The 21,421-nt window shown below is 49.1% G+C and carries 23 protein-coding genes and 1 tRNA gene; 8 read left to right on the top strand and 16 right to left on the bottom strand.

The window, feature by feature from the left end:
* Positions 1 to 104: 104 nt before the first annotated feature.
* The 6 genes from AC6I8N_RS03110 to AC6I8N_RS03085 are packed head-to-tail and all read right to left on the bottom strand — an operon-like array spanning position 105 to position 3,969.
* Entirely contained in the window at positions 105 to 2,432 is a 2,328-nt protein-coding gene (locus AC6I8N_RS03110; RefSeq protein WP_497830018.1) for a phage/plasmid primase, P4 family, read from the bottom strand.
* Between the two features lie 11 nt (positions 2,433 to 2,443).
* Positions 2,444 to 2,767, bottom strand: coding sequence for a DUF5375 family protein (locus tag AC6I8N_RS03105; RefSeq protein WP_497830017.1), 324 nt, complete (start codon positions 2,765 to 2,767; stop codon positions 2,444 to 2,446).
* The gene (locus tag AC6I8N_RS03100; protein WP_497830016.1) at positions 2,764 to 2,988 is read right to left on the bottom strand and encodes a hypothetical protein; all 225 of its coding nucleotides are present in this window, start codon (positions 2,986 to 2,988) and stop codon (positions 2,764 to 2,766) included. The genes AC6I8N_RS03105 and AC6I8N_RS03100 overlap by 4 nt, the downstream gene beginning before the upstream one ends.
* Positions 2,985 to 3,524, bottom strand: a complete 540-nt coding sequence (locus AC6I8N_RS03095) for a host cell division inhibitor Icd-like protein (protein ID WP_497830015.1) — start codon at positions 3,522 to 3,524, stop codon at positions 2,985 to 2,987. Before AC6I8N_RS03095 ends, AC6I8N_RS03100 begins: the two co-directional genes overlap by 4 nt.
* A gap of 11 nt (positions 3,525 to 3,535) precedes the next feature.
* Positions 3,536 to 3,754 (bottom strand): hypothetical protein, encoded by a 219-nt coding sequence (locus AC6I8N_RS03090; RefSeq protein WP_497830014.1) that lies wholly within the window; start codon positions 3,752 to 3,754, stop codon positions 3,536 to 3,538.
* Positions 3,751 to 3,969, bottom strand: coding sequence for a helix-turn-helix transcriptional regulator (locus tag AC6I8N_RS03085; RefSeq protein WP_497830659.1), 219 nt, complete (start codon positions 3,967 to 3,969; stop codon positions 3,751 to 3,753). Before AC6I8N_RS03085 ends, AC6I8N_RS03090 begins: the two co-directional genes overlap by 4 nt.
* 583 nt (positions 3,970 to 4,552) lie before the next feature.
* Between AC6I8N_RS03085 and AC6I8N_RS03080 the strand changes: the two genes are divergently transcribed.
* From AC6I8N_RS03080 to AC6I8N_RS03070, 3 genes are read left to right on the top strand one after another with little or no spacing between them, the layout of a single operon-like run.
* Positions 4,553 to 5,293 carry a phage polarity suppression protein gene (locus AC6I8N_RS03080; protein ID WP_497830013.1) on the top strand — a complete coding sequence of 247 codons (741 nt, stop codon included), beginning with the start codon at positions 4,553 to 4,555 and terminating at the stop codon, positions 5,291 to 5,293.
* Positions 5,290 to 5,838 (top strand): phage polarity suppression protein, encoded by a 549-nt coding sequence (locus tag AC6I8N_RS03075; protein ID WP_497830012.1) that lies wholly within the window; start codon positions 5,290 to 5,292, stop codon positions 5,836 to 5,838. The genes AC6I8N_RS03080 and AC6I8N_RS03075 overlap by 4 nt, the downstream gene beginning before the upstream one ends.
* Positions 5,838 to 6,116, top strand: a complete 279-nt coding sequence (locus AC6I8N_RS03070) for an ogr/Delta-like zinc finger family protein (RefSeq protein ID WP_497830011.1) — start codon at positions 5,838 to 5,840, stop codon at positions 6,114 to 6,116. The genes AC6I8N_RS03075 and AC6I8N_RS03070 overlap by 1 nt, the downstream gene beginning before the upstream one ends.
* A gap of 303 nt (positions 6,117 to 6,419) precedes the next feature.
* Here AC6I8N_RS03070 and AC6I8N_RS03065 read toward each other — a convergent pair whose 3' ends face one another.
* From AC6I8N_RS03065 to AC6I8N_RS03045, 5 genes are all read right to left on the bottom strand, one after another.
* Positions 6,420 to 8,459, bottom strand: coding sequence for an ATP-binding protein (locus AC6I8N_RS03065; protein WP_497830010.1), 2,040 nt, complete (start codon positions 8,457 to 8,459; stop codon positions 6,420 to 6,422).
* Positions 8,456 to 8,920 (bottom strand): hypothetical protein, encoded by a 465-nt coding sequence (locus tag AC6I8N_RS03060; RefSeq protein WP_497830009.1) that lies wholly within the window; start codon positions 8,918 to 8,920, stop codon positions 8,456 to 8,458. The genes AC6I8N_RS03065 and AC6I8N_RS03060 overlap by 4 nt, the downstream gene beginning before the upstream one ends.
* Positions 8,921 to 8,922: 2 nt before the next feature.
* Entirely contained in the window at positions 8,923 to 9,825 is a 903-nt protein-coding gene (locus AC6I8N_RS03055) for a hypothetical protein (RefSeq protein WP_497830008.1), read from the bottom strand.
* 127 nt (positions 9,826 to 9,952) lie between these two features.
* Complete coding sequence (locus AC6I8N_RS03050) at positions 9,953 to 11,221, bottom strand: tyrosine-type recombinase/integrase (RefSeq protein WP_497830007.1); 1,269 nt, start codon at positions 11,219 to 11,221, stop codon at positions 9,953 to 9,955.
* A gap of 679 nt (positions 11,222 to 11,900) precedes the next feature.
* The gene (locus AC6I8N_RS03045) at positions 11,901 to 12,365 is read right to left on the bottom strand and encodes a helix-turn-helix domain-containing protein (protein WP_497830006.1); all 465 of its coding nucleotides are present in this window, start codon (positions 12,363 to 12,365) and stop codon (positions 11,901 to 11,903) included.
* A gap of 241 nt (positions 12,366 to 12,606) precedes the next feature.
* Here AC6I8N_RS03045 and AC6I8N_RS03040 point away from each other — a divergent pair, with 241 nt between their 5' ends.
* Both AC6I8N_RS03040 and AC6I8N_RS03035 read left to right on the top strand, forming a co-directional pair.
* Positions 12,607 to 13,104, top strand: a complete 498-nt coding sequence (locus tag AC6I8N_RS03040; protein WP_497830005.1) for a hypothetical protein — start codon at positions 12,607 to 12,609, stop codon at positions 13,102 to 13,104.
* A gap of 109 nt (positions 13,105 to 13,213) precedes the next feature.
* On the top strand, positions 13,214 to 13,936 hold the full coding sequence (locus AC6I8N_RS03035; protein WP_497830004.1) for a hypothetical protein: 723 nt from the start codon (positions 13,214 to 13,216) through the stop codon (positions 13,934 to 13,936).
* Here the strand turns inward: AC6I8N_RS03035 and AC6I8N_RS03030 are convergent.
* The 3 genes from AC6I8N_RS03030 to AC6I8N_RS03020 form a co-directional block, all read right to left on the bottom strand.
* Positions 13,925 to 14,824: a Dam family site-specific DNA-(adenine-N6)-methyltransferase gene (locus AC6I8N_RS03030; RefSeq protein ID WP_497830003.1), complete on the bottom strand. Its 900-nt coding sequence runs from the start codon at positions 14,822 to 14,824 to the stop codon at positions 13,925 to 13,927. The two genes, AC6I8N_RS03035 and AC6I8N_RS03030, sit on opposite strands and share 12 nt — an antisense overlap.
* A 113-nt stretch (positions 14,825 to 14,937) precedes the next feature.
* On the bottom strand, positions 14,938 to 15,498 hold the full coding sequence (locus AC6I8N_RS03025) for a recombinase family protein (protein WP_497830002.1): 561 nt from the start codon (positions 15,496 to 15,498) through the stop codon (positions 14,938 to 14,940).
* 154 nt (positions 15,499 to 15,652) lie between these two features.
* On the bottom strand, positions 15,653 to 16,012 hold the full coding sequence (locus AC6I8N_RS03020) for a hypothetical protein (protein ID WP_497830001.1): 360 nt from the start codon (positions 16,010 to 16,012) through the stop codon (positions 15,653 to 15,655).
* A 1,281-nt stretch (positions 16,013 to 17,293) separates the two neighbouring features.
* Between AC6I8N_RS03020 and AC6I8N_RS03015 the strand changes: the two genes are divergently transcribed.
* Complete coding sequence (locus tag AC6I8N_RS03015) at positions 17,294 to 17,626, top strand: NIPSNAP family protein (protein WP_497830000.1); 333 nt, start codon at positions 17,294 to 17,296, stop codon at positions 17,624 to 17,626.
* Positions 17,627 to 17,759: 133 nt separating this feature from the next.
* Here the strand turns inward: AC6I8N_RS03015 and AC6I8N_RS03010 are convergent, their stop codons facing one another.
* Entirely contained in the window at positions 17,760 to 19,670 is a 1,911-nt protein-coding gene (locus AC6I8N_RS03010) for a tyrosine-type recombinase/integrase (RefSeq protein ID WP_497830658.1), read from the bottom strand.
* An 89-nt stretch (positions 19,671 to 19,759) separates the two neighbouring features.
* Positions 19,760 to 19,844 (bottom strand) — tRNA-Leu (locus AC6I8N_RS03005).
* 247 nt (positions 19,845 to 20,091) lie between these two features.
* Between AC6I8N_RS03005 and AC6I8N_RS03000 the strand changes: the two genes are divergently transcribed.
* On the top strand, positions 20,092 to 20,598 hold the full coding sequence (locus AC6I8N_RS03000; protein ID WP_497829999.1) for a YjjA family protein: 507 nt from the start codon (positions 20,092 to 20,094) through the stop codon (positions 20,596 to 20,598).
* Positions 20,599 to 20,773: 175 nt separating this feature from the next.
* Positions 20,774 to 21,409, top strand: coding sequence for a hypothetical protein (locus tag AC6I8N_RS02995; RefSeq protein WP_497829998.1), 636 nt, complete (start codon positions 20,774 to 20,776; stop codon positions 21,407 to 21,409).
* Positions 21,410 to 21,421 lie beyond the last annotated feature (12 nt).

Raw genomic sequence — 21,421 nt, 5'->3', positions numbered from 1 at the left:
AAACAGATTGTTAGCTGGTGATGAATGTGTGAAGGGTGACGGATATTCTTCACCAGCGGTGAAGCATGGGCGTAAAAAAACCGGCTTTCGCCGGTTCAGGTTGGTCAGGCTGCTGCCGGTTCGTCACACTTCGGCAGCCAGTCCGCGTTGCTGTCGTCCGTCAGGTCGAGGTTGGTCTGAATGCCTGACTTCGTGCGGCGCTTCAGGTAGTTCAGCCCGTACTCGCGCAGGATACTCTCCAGCGCCTGGCTGAATGACTTCATGCTGAGTGGGTTGCGGTAGCCGTTGGCCTCCATATAGGCCAGATAGGCGTGATACAGGTAGCGCCGGGGTTGCAGGGGCCGGATGCTGGCATTTCCCATGTGCAGGCCGTTTGGCTCAGCCGTCGCAAACAGGTAGCCGCAGAAGTCCACCATCGGGTCGGCGTCACGCTTGATGCGCATGGCTTCCCCGGAGTTCTGCTGCGACTGAAGCAGCGCGCGGGCGTCCTGCGGCTGGCTGAAACGCTGCATCAGCTGGCGCACGATAACGGCCAGCTCGGCCTGTATCTTTTCCTTCAGCTGCGGGTCGCGCTCGTTCGCCGGGATGATTTCCGGGAAGTGCAGTATCACCCGGCGACGGGACACACCGCCGCTGCGGTCGGTGAAGCGCATCGGGTTGTTGTTTACCGCCAGAATCACCGCCGGAATGTGCGTCGAGTAGGCGTCCTTATACTTCGGGTCCACCGATACCGCATCGCCGCCGGTAATCGCCTTGATGCCCGCGCCGTCGCCGCTCCACTTCTCCTGGTCGGGCAGGCGGATGAGCGAATAGCCAATAACGGACGCGCGTTCGCGTGAGGATTCCAGCGTCTCGATGGTGGCCGACACCGCGTTATCCGGCCCGGCCAGCATGGTGGCGATTTCCGCCATGATGCTTTTACCGCTGCCGCCGGGGCCGGTGACCTCCAGAAACAGCTGCCAGTCGTAGCGGTTCGCCAGCACCATGAACAGCGCGGCCAGAATGATGTCGCGTTTCTCCGCGCTGCGACCGGCGGCCCGGTCCAGCCACTGCCAGAAGTGCGGCGCGTGGTTCTCAAGCGTCTCTCCGGTCACCGGGCGGGTGTAGTCCACGTCGCTGACCGTGCGCAGCCAGTTCTCCCGGCGGTGCGGGCTGAATGCGCCGCTGCGGGTATCGAGCACGCCGTTACGGAAGCCGATAAGCTGGCGCTGCGGTGCATCCTGCTGCGGCAGCATGAGTTTAAGCGTGTCCACCACGCCCGCCACCTTACCCGCCGAGAACGGCGCGCGCAGGCGCTGAAACAGTTTAGCCACGTCACGTTCGAAACGGTTGCCGGAAATCACCTTCCACGCTCCGGCCTCATAGCGGCAGAGGATTTCCCCGCTGGCGTCCACGGCCAGATTGCTGCGGTAGTGCTCCGCCACGCGCTCGGCCTTTTCGCTCGCGCTCATGGCCGAAAATTCCGCCTCGCTCATCGTGTCGAACGGGCTGGCTTCAGGCGGTGCGGCGGCTTCAGTCAGTGCCTGTTTTACGGTGGTCTCACCGTGCTGAATGAACGCATCGTTCCAGTCACCGAACACCGGCGGCAGGGCCACCGTGCCGTTGCAGGCAGCGGCGGCCTGCTGCGCCTTGCGCTGACCGTCGCCGTTCAGGTCACGGTCGGCGGCAATCACCAGCGGCAGTGACGGATGTCTGTCGCGGACGAGGCCCGCCAGGGAAAGGAGATTGGCAGACGACAGGGCAATCCACACTTCATCCCCGGTCAGGTTGTGCACCGTCAGGCCGGTGGCGTACCCCTCTGCCAGCCAGATGCGCCTGGCTGATTTCTTGCTGCTGAAAACGTGACACGCGCCCTTTACCTGCCCGCCCTTCAGGGTGCGTTTTTCACCGGCGGCGTTAATCAGCTGCACGTTGACCAGGTCGCCGCTCATGTCGTGCAGCGGCACAACCAAATCGCCGGGCAGGTAACGGGTTATCGCCACCTTCTGCGGCTGTGTCAGCATCAGGGATACATGCTCAGGCCAGCCCTTGCGGGACAGGTAGGCGTTACCGGCGGCCTCCTGCGCGCTGCTGACCAGCTGCCCTGCAAGTAAGGCAGCGGCAGTGCGGGCAGCCTCATCGTCTGCGGCTTCTGTGACCGGTATCGTGTCAGTCACCGGCAGGTGGCCGGTCAGGTCATTCACCCGTGCGGCGGCTTCGGTCAGGTCAATACTGAGCGCCTTTTTCACCAGGTCCATGCCGTCACCGGCACCGCACTGGTTACAGTACCAGGTGCCTCGCCCTTCCTTATCATCAAAGCGGAAGCGGTCAGAGCCGCCGCACACCGGGCAGGGCATATGGCGGTTCTTTATCACCTTCAGGCCCAGCGCGGGCAGGATGCGGGGCCAGTGGCCCCGCGCGGCGGCGGCCGCATCGGATACAGTTCTTTTCATCGTGTCGTCCCTCAGTGCAGCGGGCGGGCGTCGTGAATGCGCCCGCTCAGTTCGTCCATCACCACCTGACCGAGAAAGCTCAGGCACGGGGCCGACTTCAGCGGCCCGGCGGCCAGCAGATCATCCAGCAGCGCACAGGCAATCTCCTGACCGCGTGCGCGGCCATGCTGGCGCAGGTAGAAGCCCTCCAGCTCGTTTTCAATCGCGTGCTCAAGGCGTGCGAGCGTCAGGCCGGGCCAGCGCTGCTGTTTATGGCACAGGGTAAGCCAGGCGCAGGCCACCGCACGGCGGGCCAGTGCCGCGCGCAGGTCGGGGGAAAGGCGCTGTGGTTTCATGGCGTCACCTCCTCATTCATCCAGCTGTTGTGGCAACGGGCCACCACGGCGTCGAGCTGTTCCGTCATCAGGAAGACCAGCGAGGCGAGCTGCGCGCGCTGAAGCGGCTGCGGCTTCTCGCAGCACTCCTGAAGGGTGGTCATGTCGGACACAAAGCGCCCGGCGTTACGCAGGTGCTCCAGGCGGATGATGTCGGCGTGTGAAATCGAGGCGTGGCTCATGCGCGTACCTCCGCAACCGGCAGGCGGCAGGCAAAGGACAGGACGTAATCGCGGGCCAGAATCCGGCGGGCGGCGTGCTCATCGGCAGCAGTGGTGCGCAGCATCTGAATGCGGGAATGGCGCTCACAGCGGCGCACGGCGGCAAACACAAAGACAAACTCAGGGTACGGGGAATGAGGGACGGTAGCCATAAGGGCAGTCTCCATTGAGTAGCGGTTATCGCCACCACCGGAAACGCCAATTTCACTGGTGGTGACCCGAACGGGGTTGGCGTAACCGGCCTCAATGGATACCGGCGCTTCGTGAGAAGCCCCCGCCCGGGCCACCATTACTCTTAAGGCGCAGCGGATACAGAACCGCCGCCCGAAAAATGGGTGCATCAGGGCACAGACACAAAAAAAGACGCACGGCGCGTCTGGTGTCGCCATTGAGTTGCTCAGGACGCCAATCCCGGCTGCCGGTTTTACGGCAGCGGAATTACTGTACCAGGGAAAGCCCCCGGCGCGCAAGCCGGGGAAAGCAGGAAGAAAGCACACGGGGGAGCACCTCAGCAGTCGGTGAGGGTGATGCCGTTACCGGAAAACACCTCAGTGCCTGACAGTACAGACGGGGTGTCGGCACTCTGCACGCTGAAGGCGATGCCGGTGCCGCGAAAGCGCTGCGGCTGTCCCGGCTTATCCACTTCAGAGGCAATCGCCAGCGCCAGCTGCTTCGCGTCCGCCACGGACAGTTCATGAGTGTTACCGCCAATGGTCAGCATAATCATGCGGCACGCTCCTGGCCGCGTGCGGCGATACGTTCGTTCATCCAGGTGTTCACCTCGCTGGCAAGCCACGCAACGTTTTTACCGCCGAGAGAGACCTGCGCCGGGAAGGCGTCACGGCTGATAAGGTCGTAGATGGTCGAACGGGACAGGCCGCTGACGTGGATAACCTCCGGCAGGCGCATAAAGCGTTCCTGAATGGGTGAAGGTACCGGCATTACCGGGACCGCCGGGGCGGAAGATGGTGCGGATAAAGCGGTGTGCATGGGCTACCTCTCAGTGTGTCCGTAAAGCACCGGACAGATACGTCCGGCACCGGGTAGCCCTTTATTCTGCGAATATTTCCGCCGGTGACAACAGGATAAAATTGTCTGGTGAGTGTCACAAAGACCCTGTAAATCATGGGTGTACGAGAATAGTCTCAAACAGTACCAGATAGTGCTGAGAACGTTTTTTCCAGTAACTGATGGTTACATAAATCATGATTTTAATTCTTATTTATTCTATGTGGAGTTCCGCTCAGAAATCCCGGGGTGAAGAGTGGTGAACAGCGGGTGAAGGATTCTCTCTCAACTGTTCACCCTTTAATTTACTGTATTTACTCTCTTTTTCTTTAAGGTGAAGAATGGTGAAGGATGTATATAAAACTGAAAGCTGAGAAACGGCTTTCGTGAGACCTTTCCCTGGCTCGCCAGAAGAAGGGCTTTTTGTCTGGTCCGTCGTACAACGTCCGCCGCTGGCTGCTTCTGTGCCAGCCCCGGCACAATTGACTTACCGAAACCGACCTGACAGGAGCCCGTCATGACCGACACCACCGCAGACAACATCAACGCCTTACCCGCCGCCACGCAGGCCGCGCTGGAAAAGGTGAACATCACGAAAGCCGCCTGGCTTGAGGCGCGCCGTAAACAGGAGTCAGCAGCCGCACAGGCCGGAATCATCCGCCAGCGCCGCAGCGAGACGGAAGCCAGCGCAAACGCGCAGAACGACGAATGGCGCAGGCTGTTCCGCGAAAACGGCGGCGTGATGACGCCGGAAATGAAAAAGCTGCGCGCCGAGGTAGCGCTCGAACGCGAGTCGCTGGAGGAATTTGACGCCCTGCTGGCCGCGCATGAAAGCGAAAACGAATTTCTGCCGTGGAAAACCGCAGACCGGGCACACGCATACATTAACGCCCATGACCGTCTGACAGAACACCGCGCCATGCATATCTGGCAGGACTTCATGAGGACGCACGGCAGGCAGCTGATACAGACGCTGAGCCTGCTGAAAATCACGCTTGGACGCAGCGCCGGTAGCGGTTCCGGGGTTGTTCATTCCGTCAACGACCCGGAAACCGTGCTGAAGGACTTCATCAGCAGACAAATCACTCAGCCCGTGCTGGCCGGTGATGCGCTGCCGAAAGATGACGTGGTGTTTAAGCTGGCGGGTATCTTTGCCGGTGACGCCGCACACTCCGACTTCCGTAAAGGTCCGTCACCGGCAGCGCGTCTTAAATTGCTGAGCCGCCGTGAAACGGCGAAGAAGGAGAATGCACAGTGACCATTGCCACCACACCTGCACAGGCGCTGGACCAGTTCCGCGCCGCCCGGAGCCAGTGGCAGACGCACCTGACGTCCCGCACTGATGCGGAGCAGGCGCTCAGTGCGCTGCTGGCCGCCGGTGAGAACACACCCGGTTACGGTGAACGGGTGCCGCTGCTGCGTGAGCGCATCGCGGTGCTGGACTGGCAGATTCACTGCGCCGCCCGCGAGGGCGTGTATGCACAGAGGCTGGTGCTCGAAGCCTGTACGGAGGACGCGCTCAGTACCTTCATGGCCGAACACGGCCCGGCGCTGACCTCAGCACTGGCTCCGTTCCTGAACGGTCCCGGCGGGCCGGAGGTGGTCACCCGGCTGCTGCGCAGCGCTGTACTCCGTGAGGCACAGCGGGCGCGCCCCGTAGTGGCAGAGGCTTACCGCGACGCGCTGAACGAAACCGGCCTGACGCCGGAGACGTCCATGCTGCGCGACGGTCAGGGCAGCTATACGCCCGCACAGCACCTGCGCTTTCAGCAGCGGCTCAGCAGACTGACGGAGGGCGCATAATGGCCCTGAAATGTCCTGAATGCGGCTCCATCTCTCACGCGCGCACCAGTGCCTATGAAGCCCCGTCCGTGAAGCGCACCTGGTATCAGTGCAGGAATCTGGAATGCTCCTGCACGTTCATTGCGCTGGAGAGCGTTGAGCGGATCATGATGAAGCCGCAGAAAGTGACAGACAGGGAGAACGCCGGGGAGCAGGAAATTGCGGAGCGGCAGGCACAGACACTGAACCGCTACGGCTCCGCCAGTAAACTGTCAAAGCGTCAGCAGGCCCCCGTCTGAAAAGCGTTTAATCATCTTCTGAACCGGTCACTGCGCCGGTTTTTTTTGTGCCCCTTTTCCCTGGCTGGCCCTCTCATGCTCGAGTGCATGTCTATGCTGCATGAAAACGCATGAATCCCTGCACCCTGATTATCTCCGCGCAGGCCAGACGGGGCGCGGTCCGGGACCATTCATGCAGGTGCATGAAAAACGCTACATAAAGCGGGCAGGCGTGGCGGGGGTACGAGCGCGCGCAACCTTGTTTGATGCTGAAGCTATTCCTTTTTCCGAGACTAACTTTCATTCATCAATAATAAAACAGTCCTATAGTTCAACTCTTCTGATAATGTTCTCTTCAAAGTGGAGCATGTTAACTTTGACTCCATCTATCATCTTGATCAGATCCTCAAATTTCTCACTAGTACCAAAAATGATTTGTTTATCAAAAGATTTAGTTTCCGAAGCTTTATTGATAAAAGTTTTGAAACTTATATCTTTAGTTTCCTGCTGCCGAGGCTCATCCATTATTAAAACCCCGAGATGATTGGTGCTCACCCCATTGGGTCCGGCATCAAGCATTAATAAAGAATAAAGATAAGACCATATAACCCTAATGTTATCACTGGCAGAGGCTTCAGAACCTATATCAACCCCATCCAATGAAGGCTTGTATGTATTCATTGATAGCTCGAACTCTTCTATCTCTGTGCTTTTATAACCAAAATCTTTTAGATTTTCTTTAAAACAACTTTTTAATCTATTTAACTTTCTTTTATCTTCATAAGAAAAACTATCGTATGGAAGATCACTCAACTTAGAGATAACATCTCTCCACTCAATCAATATAGCGCTAAGCGTAGTTTTAATATTCTTTTCAAATTCTAACAATGAAGATAACACCTCAATATTTTTTTCTAATGCAACTTCTTGCCGAACCTGCTCTCTTACATTAGCGTCACCAGGGGAAATTAAACTACGCTGGATTGCTCTCAGTTCCGAACGCAGCTCTCTTACTCTGGAGTTGGATATTTTTATCAGTGCCTCTTTGTCCTCTATTTTTTTCTTTTCGCTTTTAGAAAGGCTTTCAAATACGGCTTGGGTTTTCTCCAAGTACTTAATATTCTCCTCAATTGAAAGCGCCTGCCTTTCTATAGAATTAGGAAGTAAGGTACCCTGCAAAGGTTGCCCACAAGTTGGACAATCATCTTCAGTAAATTTAAAATCCTCTTGAGAGCCTAACTGCTGTAACTTTTCAACATCTCTGTACTTCCTAAGGCTTTCCTTTGTATTTTTTAAACTTTTTGATATTGACTGGAAATAATCATAATTCATTTCCAGATCGGAAATCAAAACTCCTAATGCCTTTTCATGATTTACCAAAGCTAATTTAACCGCATCTAATGAATCACTTATTTTTTCACTATCGTTATCTAAATCATTAAAACTCTTAGCTTGTAATGAAATCAGGGCCTCCTCTTTAGACTTAATATCATGAGGCAGAGAAACTTCCATTTTATTATCATCGAAAGTATATAAATCACTATCCTGTGCAACTTCAACTTTATTTCCAATATTCTCAGGCAGGCGGCCCGAAACAAAAAAACCATAAGTTTTTGCAGTTAAAATTAATTCACCTAAAGTCGAAACCCACTTTGCTTCATATCTCCTTTTTAGTTCAAGATATGATTCTCTTTTTCTTCTTATTTCTCTAACATCTAAATTAAGAGTATATTCTAAAATGTTTTGTGAGAGATCCTTTATGCCTAAATAAGTTGGTATTACATTGAGAATCCCCCCCCAACCACGGGTTTGCTCTACGTAGTTGATAGTAAAAATTGACTCTAGGTAAATACTACTTTTCGAACCATCATATCTCATTACTTGTGGTTGTTTTATTCCCAAAAACTCACCTAAAAAATGATGAAAGCCTCTTTCACGCTGTGCAGAACCGGGATCTTTTAGAAAAAAATCAGTAAATTTATCTTCTTGAATACTGTCAAAACTAGAGTTAAAAACAGTGACAATCTTAGATGCCTCAGTATCACTCCTTCTAAGAACCGTGATAGTTTCCTCATTCTGATTTGATATTTCTAAATATACCCCCGTTCTCTGAACAAACACCTCTTCACCACTCACATCTCTAAGCTTCGATGTAAGAGCCGACTTCAGAGGGTTATTTCTTGATGGGCCAAGGACCCCTTCAAGCCCTAAGGCAAATATTATCGACTGAATGCATGTTGTCTTTCCAAAAGAGTTCTCAGCACTGATGACATTCAGCCCTGAATAAAACTTCAAATCAGCACCAAATAAACCTGAAGTAGTATCAGTCCTTATAACCAAACGGTTGAATTTGAGCTTACTCATATCAATCCCTTATACAAAAGCAAATCAATGTTTTCATCAGAAAATTCGGTCTTATTAAAGACATCCAAAAATCTCTTTTCATCAACAAACAAATCAGAATCTTTATATATTTTTGATGAAAAAGCTTTCCCCAATTTTGTAAGGGTTACACTTTTAGATGAATTCAGTTCGAAAAGACCTTCCCCAATACCTATTGAAATAGCCCGATCTAACAACGGATCAAATCTCACATTTATTTCTGCATTGAATCTTTTAAGGATGTATGCCTCCCTTTTTTCATAGGAAGATACAATTGCATAAATAACTTGCAACTTCCTTAAACTTGCCGTTGAACCTCGGCAAAGCTGACTTAATATTATAGCAAGTATAGAAATCCTCCATATGGGCCTTAACTCAGGTTCTACGGGCGTACCTGAGGAATTAAAGCTCATCTTTATAGGAGTTTCATTTAGAATGTCCATTATTAGAAATCCAAATTGCAACGCATGAGCCAATCACCAACAACTCCAGTTGATATACATTTTAAATTATCTTTGTGAAGGTTGCTAGTTTCCGAAAGGTTGTTTTTTAAAATTTCTATTTGCTTTAATGGAGGTGGTATATCCATGCTAAAAACATCCAAATCCAGCTCTTGCTCACGATTAAATATCCCTTTAGTTATTTCCTCATGTAAGGAAGGATAGTTTTCCTTTAAGTCCGTCATTATGTTTTTATAACTGACTATATTATTAAGAAGTTGATTTGTAGCATTAGTAACTTGAGTGTCGTTATCTCTTAGCTTTCTTAGTTTTCGAGAAATATTATTAACAAATTCACTTTCACTTTCTTTTAAGGATTCAATCTCTTCTGACGAAACATCGGGGATGTCTACTTTAAGAATTCTCATCCCACGATTTATTAAATCGCTTTCTTCATTTTTTAGCGTATCTCGGTCCCAAATCAAAACTTTAAAATCATCGCTATCTACATATGACAAATCTGCTGCGATGACTTCGCTTTCTTTATTAGCGGCATGTATAACCAGATGTTTAGACATATGCCTAGGAACGACCAATACCCAGCGTTTTATTTTTGTGTTTTGTAATATTTTTTTTAAGTAGCCATTTTTATCATCTATAAACTTTGCAATGTCAGCAGTCATTTTAGCTCGTTGCTTTTCATAAAGCTTATCTATGGGACAGGCCTCATCTGGACAATAAGATTGAAATGCATTACCTTTAGTACAGTATCCCTCAATACCAGCATCACCATTATGAATATCAGGAATAGGAATGTAATTATCTTCACCATATCTATTTCTCAGTAAATCATTTACATGAGCTTCCCATTCCTTACTTTCCCAAATTTTATTTCTTGAAATTTCCATAATTTCGCCAATTAGAAAGCCTAAAATTAAATGCGGCTAATAATAAACTTATTTAATCATTAACACTTAACCAGTGAGAATTCAAGATTATTCTTATTCTTGGTTTGATTTATCTTAAAGTGCATTATTAATCAATAGCTTGACTTGTCTTCGCATATTCATAGGGCGTAATAAACTCCATTTTATTGGCATCCAAAAAATCAGCCCACCACTGGACCATAAGCAGCCGCTCATCCAAGTGCTCGGACGTGTGAATATAAGCAGCGCGCACACTATTTCTTTCTGCATGGCTTAGTTGTCTTTCTATCGCATCGTCGCTCCACAATCCTGACTCTCCCAAGGCCCCACGAGCCATAGTACGAAAACCATGTCCACATACTTCAGTCTTCGTATCATATCCCATAGTACGTAGAGCATGATTCACCGTGTTCTCACTCATCACTTTTTTGAAATCGTGATCACCAGGGAACAAGTGTTGATTATCACCGCTAAGATGTTTTAGCTGGTCAAGCAAAGCTAATGCCTGACGGCTTAATGGTACAATATGCTCTTCCTTCATCTTCATACCACGATGTGAATAGCGAACTCCCTCAATCTCTTCACGTTTTGCGGGAATCCTCCAGCAAGCTTTGCCAAAATCGAACTCAACCCATCTTGCAAAGCGAAGCTCACTTGAACGCACAAAGGTAAGCAAGGAAAGCTCAACAGCTATGCGAGTCATAACACGCCCGCGATAAGAATGCAGACGCGCTAGGAATTCAGGGAACCGACTGAAGGGCAAAGCTGGGTAATGACGAGCTTTGGTGGTGGATAAAGCTCCAGCCATATCCATCGCGGGGTTAGAGTCAATGTAATCGTTCTGTACGGCGTAACGCATAATGGCTGTAACACGTTGCTGAAGACGCTGTGCAACGTCATGCTTACCGCTGGTATCAACCTTTTTAATCGGGGCTAACAGATTGCTGGTTTTAAGCTGGCGAATATCAGACGAGCCAATAAACGGGAAGATATACAGCTCAAGATAACGAAGAACGCGCGATCGATGGTCTTCACTCCAGCGTTTGTTGCTCGCGTGCCACTCACGGGCAATTGTCTCAAAGGTATAAGCTCCCGCATTTTCTGCCTCGGCTTCCTTTTGTTCAGCTTTTGGATCGATGCCCTGCCCTAACAGCTTTTTCGCTTCATCGCGTTTGGCCCTTGCCTCAGCAAGAGTTACTGTCGGCCAGACACCAAATGCTAAGCGATCTTCTTTCTTGTCAGAAGGACGCCTATATTTCATGCGCCAATATTTAGAACCCCTTGCCGAAACCTCAAGGTACAAACCGCCACCGTCGGCCATTTTATAGGTTTTCTCTTTGGGCTTTGCGGTCTCTACCTGTCTGGCGTTAAGTTTCATTTTGGGGGCACATTTCTAATCGAAGTGAAGATGCCCCCAATTATGCCCCCAGTGCCCCCCGGATTTCAACGGACGGACTCGGACAACACAGGACGTAAAAATCGCTGCATGCTTTGATTTTTAAGGGATAAATGGACTTTCTCGGAAGGTCTTGGAAGAACTAATGGTGCCGAAGGCCGGACTCGAACCTAAGTCTCCATAACCTGCTGTAATCACGTTCCCTTTAGCCTTTAAAAGAACAATCGTAGGGCCTTTTTGTTCTAGGGGCTACATCTTAAGTTTGATCCGGTGGACGGAATCAAACCGAGTGTTCGTGACACCACAAAATATCAACATGCCATACCTGTCTTTTGATGTTTATGGAGGTCTGCGGGGTCGGGAGACAAGAACGTTTGTCAGCTATGTGGACGTTAAGTAAACGCCACTGCGTTCGGATTTTGAAACCAGTTAAACCCCGGCAGACCTTGTTCAGAATAACTATTTAACTCAATGTTATTTATATGAATTAAGCCATTCAGCGTCAAAGTGAAACGCCACCGTAACGCCTACGTAACGCACCCGCATTTTGCTGTTTTATTCACTCTTATAGAAACAAAGGGCTGATGAAACGTAAGACTATCAGCATCTAATGAATACTGTTCATCCATACAGCATCAAAGTTCATAAACTTACACTTGAGCTACTTTCTCAGTTTGTCCCACCGAACCGCAGAGACGATACCCCAGTTGCCGCTAGGATTAGGCCTACGCCATTTTGCTGTCTCCATGCAACGAAGATACTCAAGCGCTTCGGAAAAGGTGCCAAAACGCTTCTGAGCCGCTTTATCACCTACACCAAACGAACCATCACGGGTGCTCGCCAAACCGGGGTGAAAACAGGAACCATCGGCCGCGTATGGAACCAACAGTTCCGGGTCGTTATCTTCAGATGAGCCAGACGCTAACAACTGCCACGGCTCAACGCTCAGGGCGTTAGCCAGCATCTCAATCGCATCCAAAGACGCATTAGAGCCACCGCGTTCAATTCGGCTCATATAGCTACGAGCAAACCCACACCGATCAGCAAACGCTTCCTGGCTCATTCCGGTGGCAACGCGCAGTTCTTTTACCCGCTCGCCAAACTGTATTCTCAAGGTCTTTTTCATGCACTGAATGTGCAGTTTTGACCACTACAAGGCCACGCTCCATATGAGACATTTTGAATCCGATCTCGCATCAAGCGAACTTAGTCACTCTCATAAGTCGCCTGTATCATGACAATCCATTAGATTCAAAATAAACACCAGTAGTGACATTCAAAACCCAACAAGTATGATGATCGTCATCAGGTGGGCGTAACCAGTGTTCGCTATCAGACGCGATGTAGTTTAGAAAAATGAGGGAATCATGGCAGGAGCAGACTTTTTATTACCGATGGCAGCGGGAGCTGCGCTTAGCTGGGCCAGCTATAGTGTGGCCGCTCAAGTTGTATCAAAACGGCAGGTCAGCACACTACGCGCAATTGCATGGGGGATCCTCGGCACTCTCTCATTGGTGCTGGGCGTGTGCGCATTTTCTGCTGTAAGCGCAGAACACCCGGCAGCGAAAAACGATACATCGTGCTTAGGTAACAGCCCGGAATGCTATGCGAAAACACATCATAACCCGGTCAGGGAGTGCAAGCAGGTAATAGACAAGAAAGCGACGTTTCGCCATGTGTGGCAGGAAAGTGAAGCGCAGCCGATTTTCGGAACTTACTTGTGGCATGATGAGGAAAAGAAAACGATTCAAGCATTTGGACAGCAGGCTAGCGCAATTAATAGTCTGGAAATGCTAACACCGCTTCAGTATTATTGCGTTTTTAACGCCAACACAGGGGAAATTATAGCCGCTTCTTTTGAATGAATGGTCCGAAGCGAAAGTCCTCAACTTGTTTTACCTAACATCATGTTAGTGCTCTCATAACTTATCGTAGACCATGGACAAGAACCGTTTCATATGGTTTCCTTGTCCTATGAATACACACAGCGTCGATCCCCGCATACTGGCACTATGCGAGAGGGTCACTAGAAAACGTGCCAAGACAGTAATCGACCACATTATAGAACATGGTTTCATTACTACAGAGGACTTACAAGAGACATACGGATATGACCATCCACCAAGAGCGGTAAGAGATGTAAGAGAGGAAGGAATTCCTATTGAAACATTCAAAACTGTAAGCAATAGGACTGGGAGAGCGATTGCAGCTTATCGTTTTGATAGCCCCGACAACATTAAAAATGGACGCATTGGTGGGCGTAAAGCTTTTTCAAAAGCCTTTAAAGATGCTTTGATTATTAAATATGATTCACGTGATGCCATTACTGGCGCTCAAGTTGAACAACGCTATTTACAAATAGATCATCGCGTTCCATATCAGGTAGCAGGTGATTCACAACATGACGAGACTAATCTCGACGCATACATGCTACTTGACGCTTCAAGCCAAAGAGCAAAATCATTTACATGTGAGTCCTGCGATAATTGGATAAGAATACAAGACCCTAACATTTGTATGAATTGCTATTGGGCATTTCCAGAAGGTTATTCACATGTTGCGATGAACCCTGTCAGGCAACTGAATATCACGTGGTCCGGTGAAGAAGAAGTTAATGCTTATGAAGAATTAAAATCTAAAGCTGAAGCAGAGGGCCTTGATATTAAGACCCTCTTGAGTCGCCTTTTAAGAAAATAGTTCTTCTTGACTTGTATTTCTCAAGTTAAGTCTTGTTTTTATTGGAGCCTTTATATTTGAAGAAAGATAAAGGCTCTCTACTGTCTCTGCCTTCAGGCCATTTAATGTTGCCTGACTTGACTGACCTGCATTTATTAGTAAACGAGACATTGATAAATGTTCTGGCAGAGCAGGCCCATATTCTTTATCACCTGTCATACCATCATATGAAAGAGCAAATCGAATATTTCTTTCATTTAATAGTTCTAATCCAGAAACAAGAGAGTCAACCTCAAGTTGTTCGTGGTAACGCTTATCTCTGCCAACGGAAGTCCCTAAATAGGGGGGATCCATATAAACGAAATCTTGGCTCTTAGCGTCTTGCGAGGTTGTCTTCCAATCCCCCACACGAAACTCAACGCGGCCTTTTAATAATTTTGAAGCGCCTTCAATGGCCAATGACATCTTTTCCGGTGCCATACCTTTTCTGCGCTTATCCGCTGATTGTGTAAATTTCCCTTTCGCATTGAAGCGAACAGCATTTTTTACACATCGGCATACTAAATAAAGCAGGGCGACTGGATTTTGAGTTTCATTATAATGCTCACGCACCTCATTGAAATAATTATGATTCTCACCATCAAACCCCATCCAAATGGTGGAATATTCATCAATTACTTGATGAGGATTATTCACCATCATTTCCCATAACTTAATAATTGAAGGGAATTTGTCTCCAACTACGAAGCGCTCAGCCGCATTGTTGCCAGCCATAAAAAGTGTCATCGCTGCGGAACCTGCGAATGGTTCATAGAAGCAACGTATGTTACGAGGTATGACGCTGTAGATAACTGGTGCTAGCTTTCTTTTACTACCTTGATAAGGAATAGGATGCGGTATTGTTTTCATTGAATATTTTTCTCAAACTTTTTTCTGAGCGAGACTGCCTAAGAGCGCATACCCATCAGAGCATTCGTAGTATAGGGGTATGATAGCAGCCCAAACTCTTAATGTAATCGGAGCTAACGCCCCAAAGCAGCAATCGTAGCTCTGGATACGCCATATTCACGGGCTAACGCACTGATACTAGTTCCGCTACTCATTTTATCTACAATCGCTCTACGGGCTTCTGGTGCGATTTTAGAGGGTCTCCCCAGCTTCTTACCTTCGGCCTTAGCCCGTGATAGCACCGCCTGAGTGCGTTCAATCAGTAGATCACGCTCCATCTCCGCAACTGCTGCCAGCATCGACAACAAAAGCTTACCGGCAGCAGAGGTGAGATCCGTTGTGCCAAGCTGCTGGACAATGACCTTGATATTACGCTCTGCCATCGCCCTGACCGTTTGCAGGACGTCAATAGCATCACGCCCGAGGCGATCCAACTTCGCTACAACTAGCGTTTCACCTTCACGGATCTTACCAAGCAACTCAGAGAACGCTTTACGCTGCATGGCCGGAACCTTCCCGCTCACAACATCGGCAAACCAGAAGTCAATTTGCCATCCCGCCTGTTCAATCTCCAGTCGCTGGTTCTCAGTTTCCTGCTGCGATGTAGAAACACGCCCGTAGCCAAAAGTCGCCATAGTAATCACCTCATCCGGCCCCTGCCAGAAAACGGTGTCAACAATAGGACGCCTGCCAACAATTGCCAAGGCTAATTTTCCAACGGTCTGGAAGTCACCTCAAAAGAGATGCCGGAAAACGGTCGATTTTCGGCAGAGATTTATACCGTGGAGATTAAACTTTCTTCCTAGCGACGATGTCATATTCCAAGACTAAGGCTTCATCTCCATCCTCATTCCAGACCGTTGTATCCAGTCCCCAGTAGAAACGATGAGTCACCGTATTATTATCATCATTCCATACTCCAGTCCTATTTCTCCCGGAACGAGTGAACAAGATTACATACTCGTTCTCCTGAACGCTTTTGTTTGGAAAAAAGTAGACATGTCGATGTTTATTCGATACGTGTCCATCCTCATAAGTGCAATCCATGACCATGAAGTCTTTCAAATTACAATCATCAGTCACTTTCAATATGAGTCGTTCATTTTCATCGTCACCAGCGTCCTTAACACCAACAATCTTTAAAGACATAACGCCCCCTTTAGTTGTCATTCCTTAGAAACTGATAAGTTTCATCGGGTTCCTTTACTTCATTGACCATAATTTTTACCCTCAGAATTAACAAACAGCAACTTGAATTAAAGCCTCAAAATGTTACTATCAGTCTACATTTTGGGGTTTTGGTATACAGACGCTTACCCGAAATGGCGCAACAACAAGGCTCAGCAACTAACGGAGCCGGGGTTTAAAGCGGGCGCACCGTTACCCACTGGTCTGGTTCCGAAAGGCGGCGTATGCCAGGGTGCGTGAGGTTGTGTAAGGTGCTGAGTCTTGGACTTGCACAGCCAATAAGAATAGTGAGTTATCATGTTTTGCAAAGGGCTTACGTCGTGAGCCTTATTTAAAGCAGAGTAGCTCACATCGCCGATCCAAGCAGGGACCCAGAGAAGAGGTTACAACTCTGGAAGCCTGATTAGCCAAGGGCCTCACTGCAAATCATCGCATTGGTCCTTAGGGCTAGTTTTGCTCCCCAGAAAAGAGGTTTAATAAAACATATAAAACAAAACAATAAGTTAAGAAGAAAAACAACTCAAGAACCACGTTCTTGTTGTCTTGAAGTTTTAGCTTAGAACTCACCAGAACCCCCAACCCACACGACAAAAGCTACCGGAAAAATTATCGCGCCGAAAAGTGGATCTCCTAGGTTTGCCAGCCCCCCTTTCAGGCATTGCGTTCAAAAACTTCGGCGGTTGCAGGCTTTTCCTTATAGAGGCAAACAGCCTAAAACGTTAAGCGGCGCGGTAAAGCTTAAAGCTCACCCAGACTTCTCATTGATTGCTCGAACTCCGCTACCCACTGCTCAGGGCAAGGATAAACCCGGCTTTCGGTGTTAATGCGGTTTGGAGATACGCGGCGGGTTAGCCCATGCAATGACTTTACATGCGCTATCCAACATGTTTTGACTGTTCTCCCCGTTCGGGATTTAACATCATCGGCAATCTGTCGGTAAGTCGCCATAAACGTCCGTGCTCCTCAGGTTGTTAAAATGTTCCGAAGGTGGCTACTTGTTGAAGGTTACATCTGATTCATCTAGCTGCACCAATCGAGCTACGAAAGCGCTGCAAATTCCGCACCATGATTTCCACCACCCTTGATAAAAAACTCGCAAGTGAGCCTTACAGCGCGTTTGAACCGCATATCGCGGCTTCTGCTTACGGATGGCTGTCTGATTAGCGGTAGCTTCATGACCCAGTCCGGTTTACTTTATTGCTATCAACCAAGATACGCCCAAGGGCGACACGGAGATAACGCTTGAGAACCGTCGAAATACTGCAATACACCTTACGCAAAGGCAGCGGTGCCGCTTTTCACGCCATCATGCAGGAAATCAGCGTTCCCCTACACCAGCGCCACGGGATCGACGTTGTTGCGTTTGGTAACTCGCTGCATGACCCTGATTGCTACTACCTGATTCGTGCCTTTGACAGCTCTGAAAGCATGGCTTCGGTTCTTGATGCTTTTTACGCAAGCGATGACTGGCGCAGCGGCCCACGCGAAGACATCATTGGCAGCATAGAGACCAATATTAAAACAGTGATTCTCCTACCATCGGAATGCGTTGACGGGCTGCGGGTGCAATCATAGGTCATCAAGTTTTACCAAACGCGTTTTGAGCGTCTCCAAATTCAGCACTATGAAATCCACCACCCTTTATAAAAAACGCGCCAAAGAGCTTCTTGGCGCATTTAATCATAGCTAAGCTGGATAACAACTGACCTTAGTCCGTTTCTTTACCCCGCTTTCTTCGCTGCGCATCTCCGATCGCATCAAGCCCATCAGGAATGTTGAATTTCGCTATCTCAGGCAACGAAAAATCTATCTTCTCTACCACTTCAATCATATGAATTGGTTTGAGGTCTTTGCTATATCGCACTTCTGTTTCTGTTTTGCCGCGCACATGCCCTGCTAATTGGGCACGTAGTTCCGAGTTGATGCCTTTCTCTTTAAGTAAGGTCGAGACTGAGTGACGGAAAGAATGAAAAGATTTGGTTCTGTTTCTTTCAAGTTTCAATCGTTTATTTAGAATCGATTCATTGAACCATGCGGAAACGGCTTTTCCATGACCCTTAACGGTATTAGGTGTGATCTCAGGGAATAGACGATCATAACCAGTGCTCCTTAAAGCTTTCACGTATTCGATAAGCCCCAACTTAATCAACATTGAATGAACCGGGATCTCACGACGCGCATTAGCATTCTTCAGTTTCTTGTCGCTTTCTCCATCAACATCAAGATTGAAAAAGGGAATGCCGTCATTTTCCCTGATGTCATCAAGCATTAGCTGAGCTAACTCATTAACTCTGGCTCCAGTAAACAACGCGAGCAAAGGCATCCAATAGTAATAAGGTTGATACAGATGGAAACGCCCGTGTTTATTTCGCTCACCAGTTCCAGTTGTAAACCACGGCAAGGAGAAAATACCATGTAATTCATCCGGTTCGAACACATCAACTTTGTCTTGTTCTCTTTCGGTTTTATCTTCAGGAGGAAAAAAGTCCACACACGGGGATTTAAGAAGCTTGCCCTCAGCAACAGCCCACTTCATTGCACCATAAAGGCCATTGATATACTTCCTGACTGATTCGGCAGTCATTAAATTATCACCACGTTCAGCCGCTTTAACGATAGCTTCATCCAGCGTTTTAACGCCGTATTTCAATTTCATCAAATTGCGGTTTGCAGGAATTGTGCGTAGTTTACTTTCATAGGCACGGAGGAAATCACGGTCGAAGCTTTCTAACTGTATGTCACCCATCACCTCAATCATTAAATCAAAGAAGTCACGGTGAGCTTTAAGCACCGTTTCTGCTGCTTTATTATCGCGTCTGTATTTTAAATATGCGTCACGAAGCCATGACAAGCTTTTGTTGTAATGTTTGCGGTGAACATACTCATTTACAATGATAGTCGCAGGAGCGGCAAGAGGGGCAGCATGAGGAGCGCTAATCGCTGGTGGTGTGCTCTTAGCCAGCCAATCAAGCCGAAGGCTTTCTGCATGGATTTTATTGATCAGCAGCGTATCGGGCTTAATTACCGGACAACTGGAGGTGAAAAACCAACCGCCTTTAGCTTCGCTGCCGACAGTTTTGAACACCGAAGCTTCTGAATAACCATCGCTAATAATGTTACGCAAATGCGCTGGTTGCGCAGTGAGTTGCAGATAACCTTTAGCAACCCCTTCGATACCCTGCTCTTCGCCATAATTAAGAACGTAACTGCCATCAAGCGGGTCTAGCTCAGCCTCAGAGAGCGCTGCAACATAAAAGCCAGCCTGCCCCGTCGCCAGCCAGAATACGGGCAGGTTGCGGTTCATCACCGCCTGAATCAACTGTGCAACAGGCAGTTCAATCGACTGCGAGAAATTCGAAAGCGAGATCATTCCCTCACCAGCAAGCAGCGGGGCGCAGTCACTTAAAGTTTGGTAATCCAATTGTTCATACTCTTGTAAGGTCTGATACCAGACCGCCAACAGGAGCACGGACTTCTGCTTTGCTTCATGAAGATCATGAGTGCCTGTTGAAGTGTGAATCTCACACTGTCCTGCGTATCGACGAAAACGTTGGGGAACGCTAATGCGAACAACATAAATGCCGCTGGTTCGACGATAGAGGTTATAACGCTGAGACATCGCCTCGTATACCCTTTTGTAGTAGGGCAACGCGATATTGAGGTCTAGAAACAAAAAAATCCTTACAAAATAAGGATTTAATTGAGTCATGGTGCCGAAGGCCGGACTCGAACCGGCACGTATTTCTACGGTTGATTTTGAATCAACTGCGTCTACCGATTTCGCCACTTCGGCACTGAAGAGGATGCGGAAAACGTTGGGGATTATACCGTTACCGGCAAGGCACGCAACCGGAATCGATCCGGATGTGCGCTAAGCGCTGAAAAAAGCACCACCACCACAGCTGCCAGCAAAATTCCGCGCAAAATCCCGCCAAAAACCAGAACATTCCCAATCTCCCCTTCCCCCTGGAACTTTCTTAGGTCTACCCTTTCTTAAGCAACACTGACAGCAGTCAGCCATAAAGATAAATGAGGTTGAGATGACTAAAGCAACACAACGCATGATTTGGGGATGGGGCATTGCTGCGGTACTGGTTGCAGGAAGCGCATCAGCGGCGAGCTGGCAGGATCAACTGAGCAGCGCCGCTTCACAGCTGAGCAGCGGAACCACCAGCGGCAGCAGCACGTCGAGCGAAGGGATGTCGCTTTCTTCAATCACCGGCTTGCTGAACGGCGGTGACAAAGCCGTCAGCGCCAACAGCATGACCAATGCGGCAGGTGTGATGCAGTACTGCGTTGAACACAATGTGGTGAAAAACAACGTAGAGTCGGTGAAAGATCAGGTATTGGGCAAACTTGGCCTGAGCAGCACCACCGCCCAGGAGCAGAAAACCGATTACCAGCAGGGTCTGCAAGGCTTGCTTAACACCGGTAACGGCCAGCAGCTGAACCTCGAAAGCCTGAGCAACTCCACCATGGGCGAAAAGTTGAAAACCAAAGCCTGTGATGTCGTGCTGAAGCAAGGCAAGAAATACATCGGCATGTAATGACATTGGGCAGCGCAGGACCGTGAGGCAGGCTGTCCCCTGGTTCAATGTCCTGCGCTGCCCTCCCGCCAACTCCCCGCATCGTGCTACCCATCACGCCCTTCCCTTGTGGAGTGATTTCCCCGCACCACCATAAACGCTATAGTGGGATTTTAGAACTCACAGGACAGCGCGCATGAAAGGCATCAACATTGCGATCTACTTCGATCCCGACCTGATTCGCATTTGCGTACATCAGCAGGACGACAGCTATCTCAGCCAGAATTTCAATTACGATGACAGCGTGATTGAAGAGATTTACCAGTGGCTGGAACAGTTCACCCCCAATCGCACACACATTTGCCTGATTGAGCATGACACCGCCGATCTTCTTGCGGATGAACTGGTGGATAACGGCTACCACGTTCATCAGATAAGCCAGCATGACTTGCTGACTTGGTTTGCCAGTGAACCTCCGTCAAAGCCGGATGGCTCGCCAGTACGCGCCCTGCTGCGTTACCTGGAAAACGAAATGCCGCCTGAATATCAGTCACGCACCCCGCAGATTGAAGCCCTGATGGATCTGCTGGATGAGCTGGACGCACTGGAAGCGGTAGAAGAAGCCGAAGATGAAGACAGCCTGCCCGATGACGTACTGCGCCTGATGAAGCAGAAAAAAATCAGCGCCCATGATGCTGCGTTGCGCCTGATCCCTGATGTCAACGAACGCATTCGCGAGCATCTGATCAACTATCCTGATCTGATGACACCCGAATTGCTGGAAGACTTTTTCCCTGAGTTGATCGAAGCGCTGGATCGCCCGAAACACTAATCACCTACATCA

The sequence above is a fragment of the Pantoea sp. X-Soil-TKNS-1279 genome (assembly GCF_059730565.1).
This window is presented reverse-complemented; position numbering and strand designations above follow the sequence as displayed.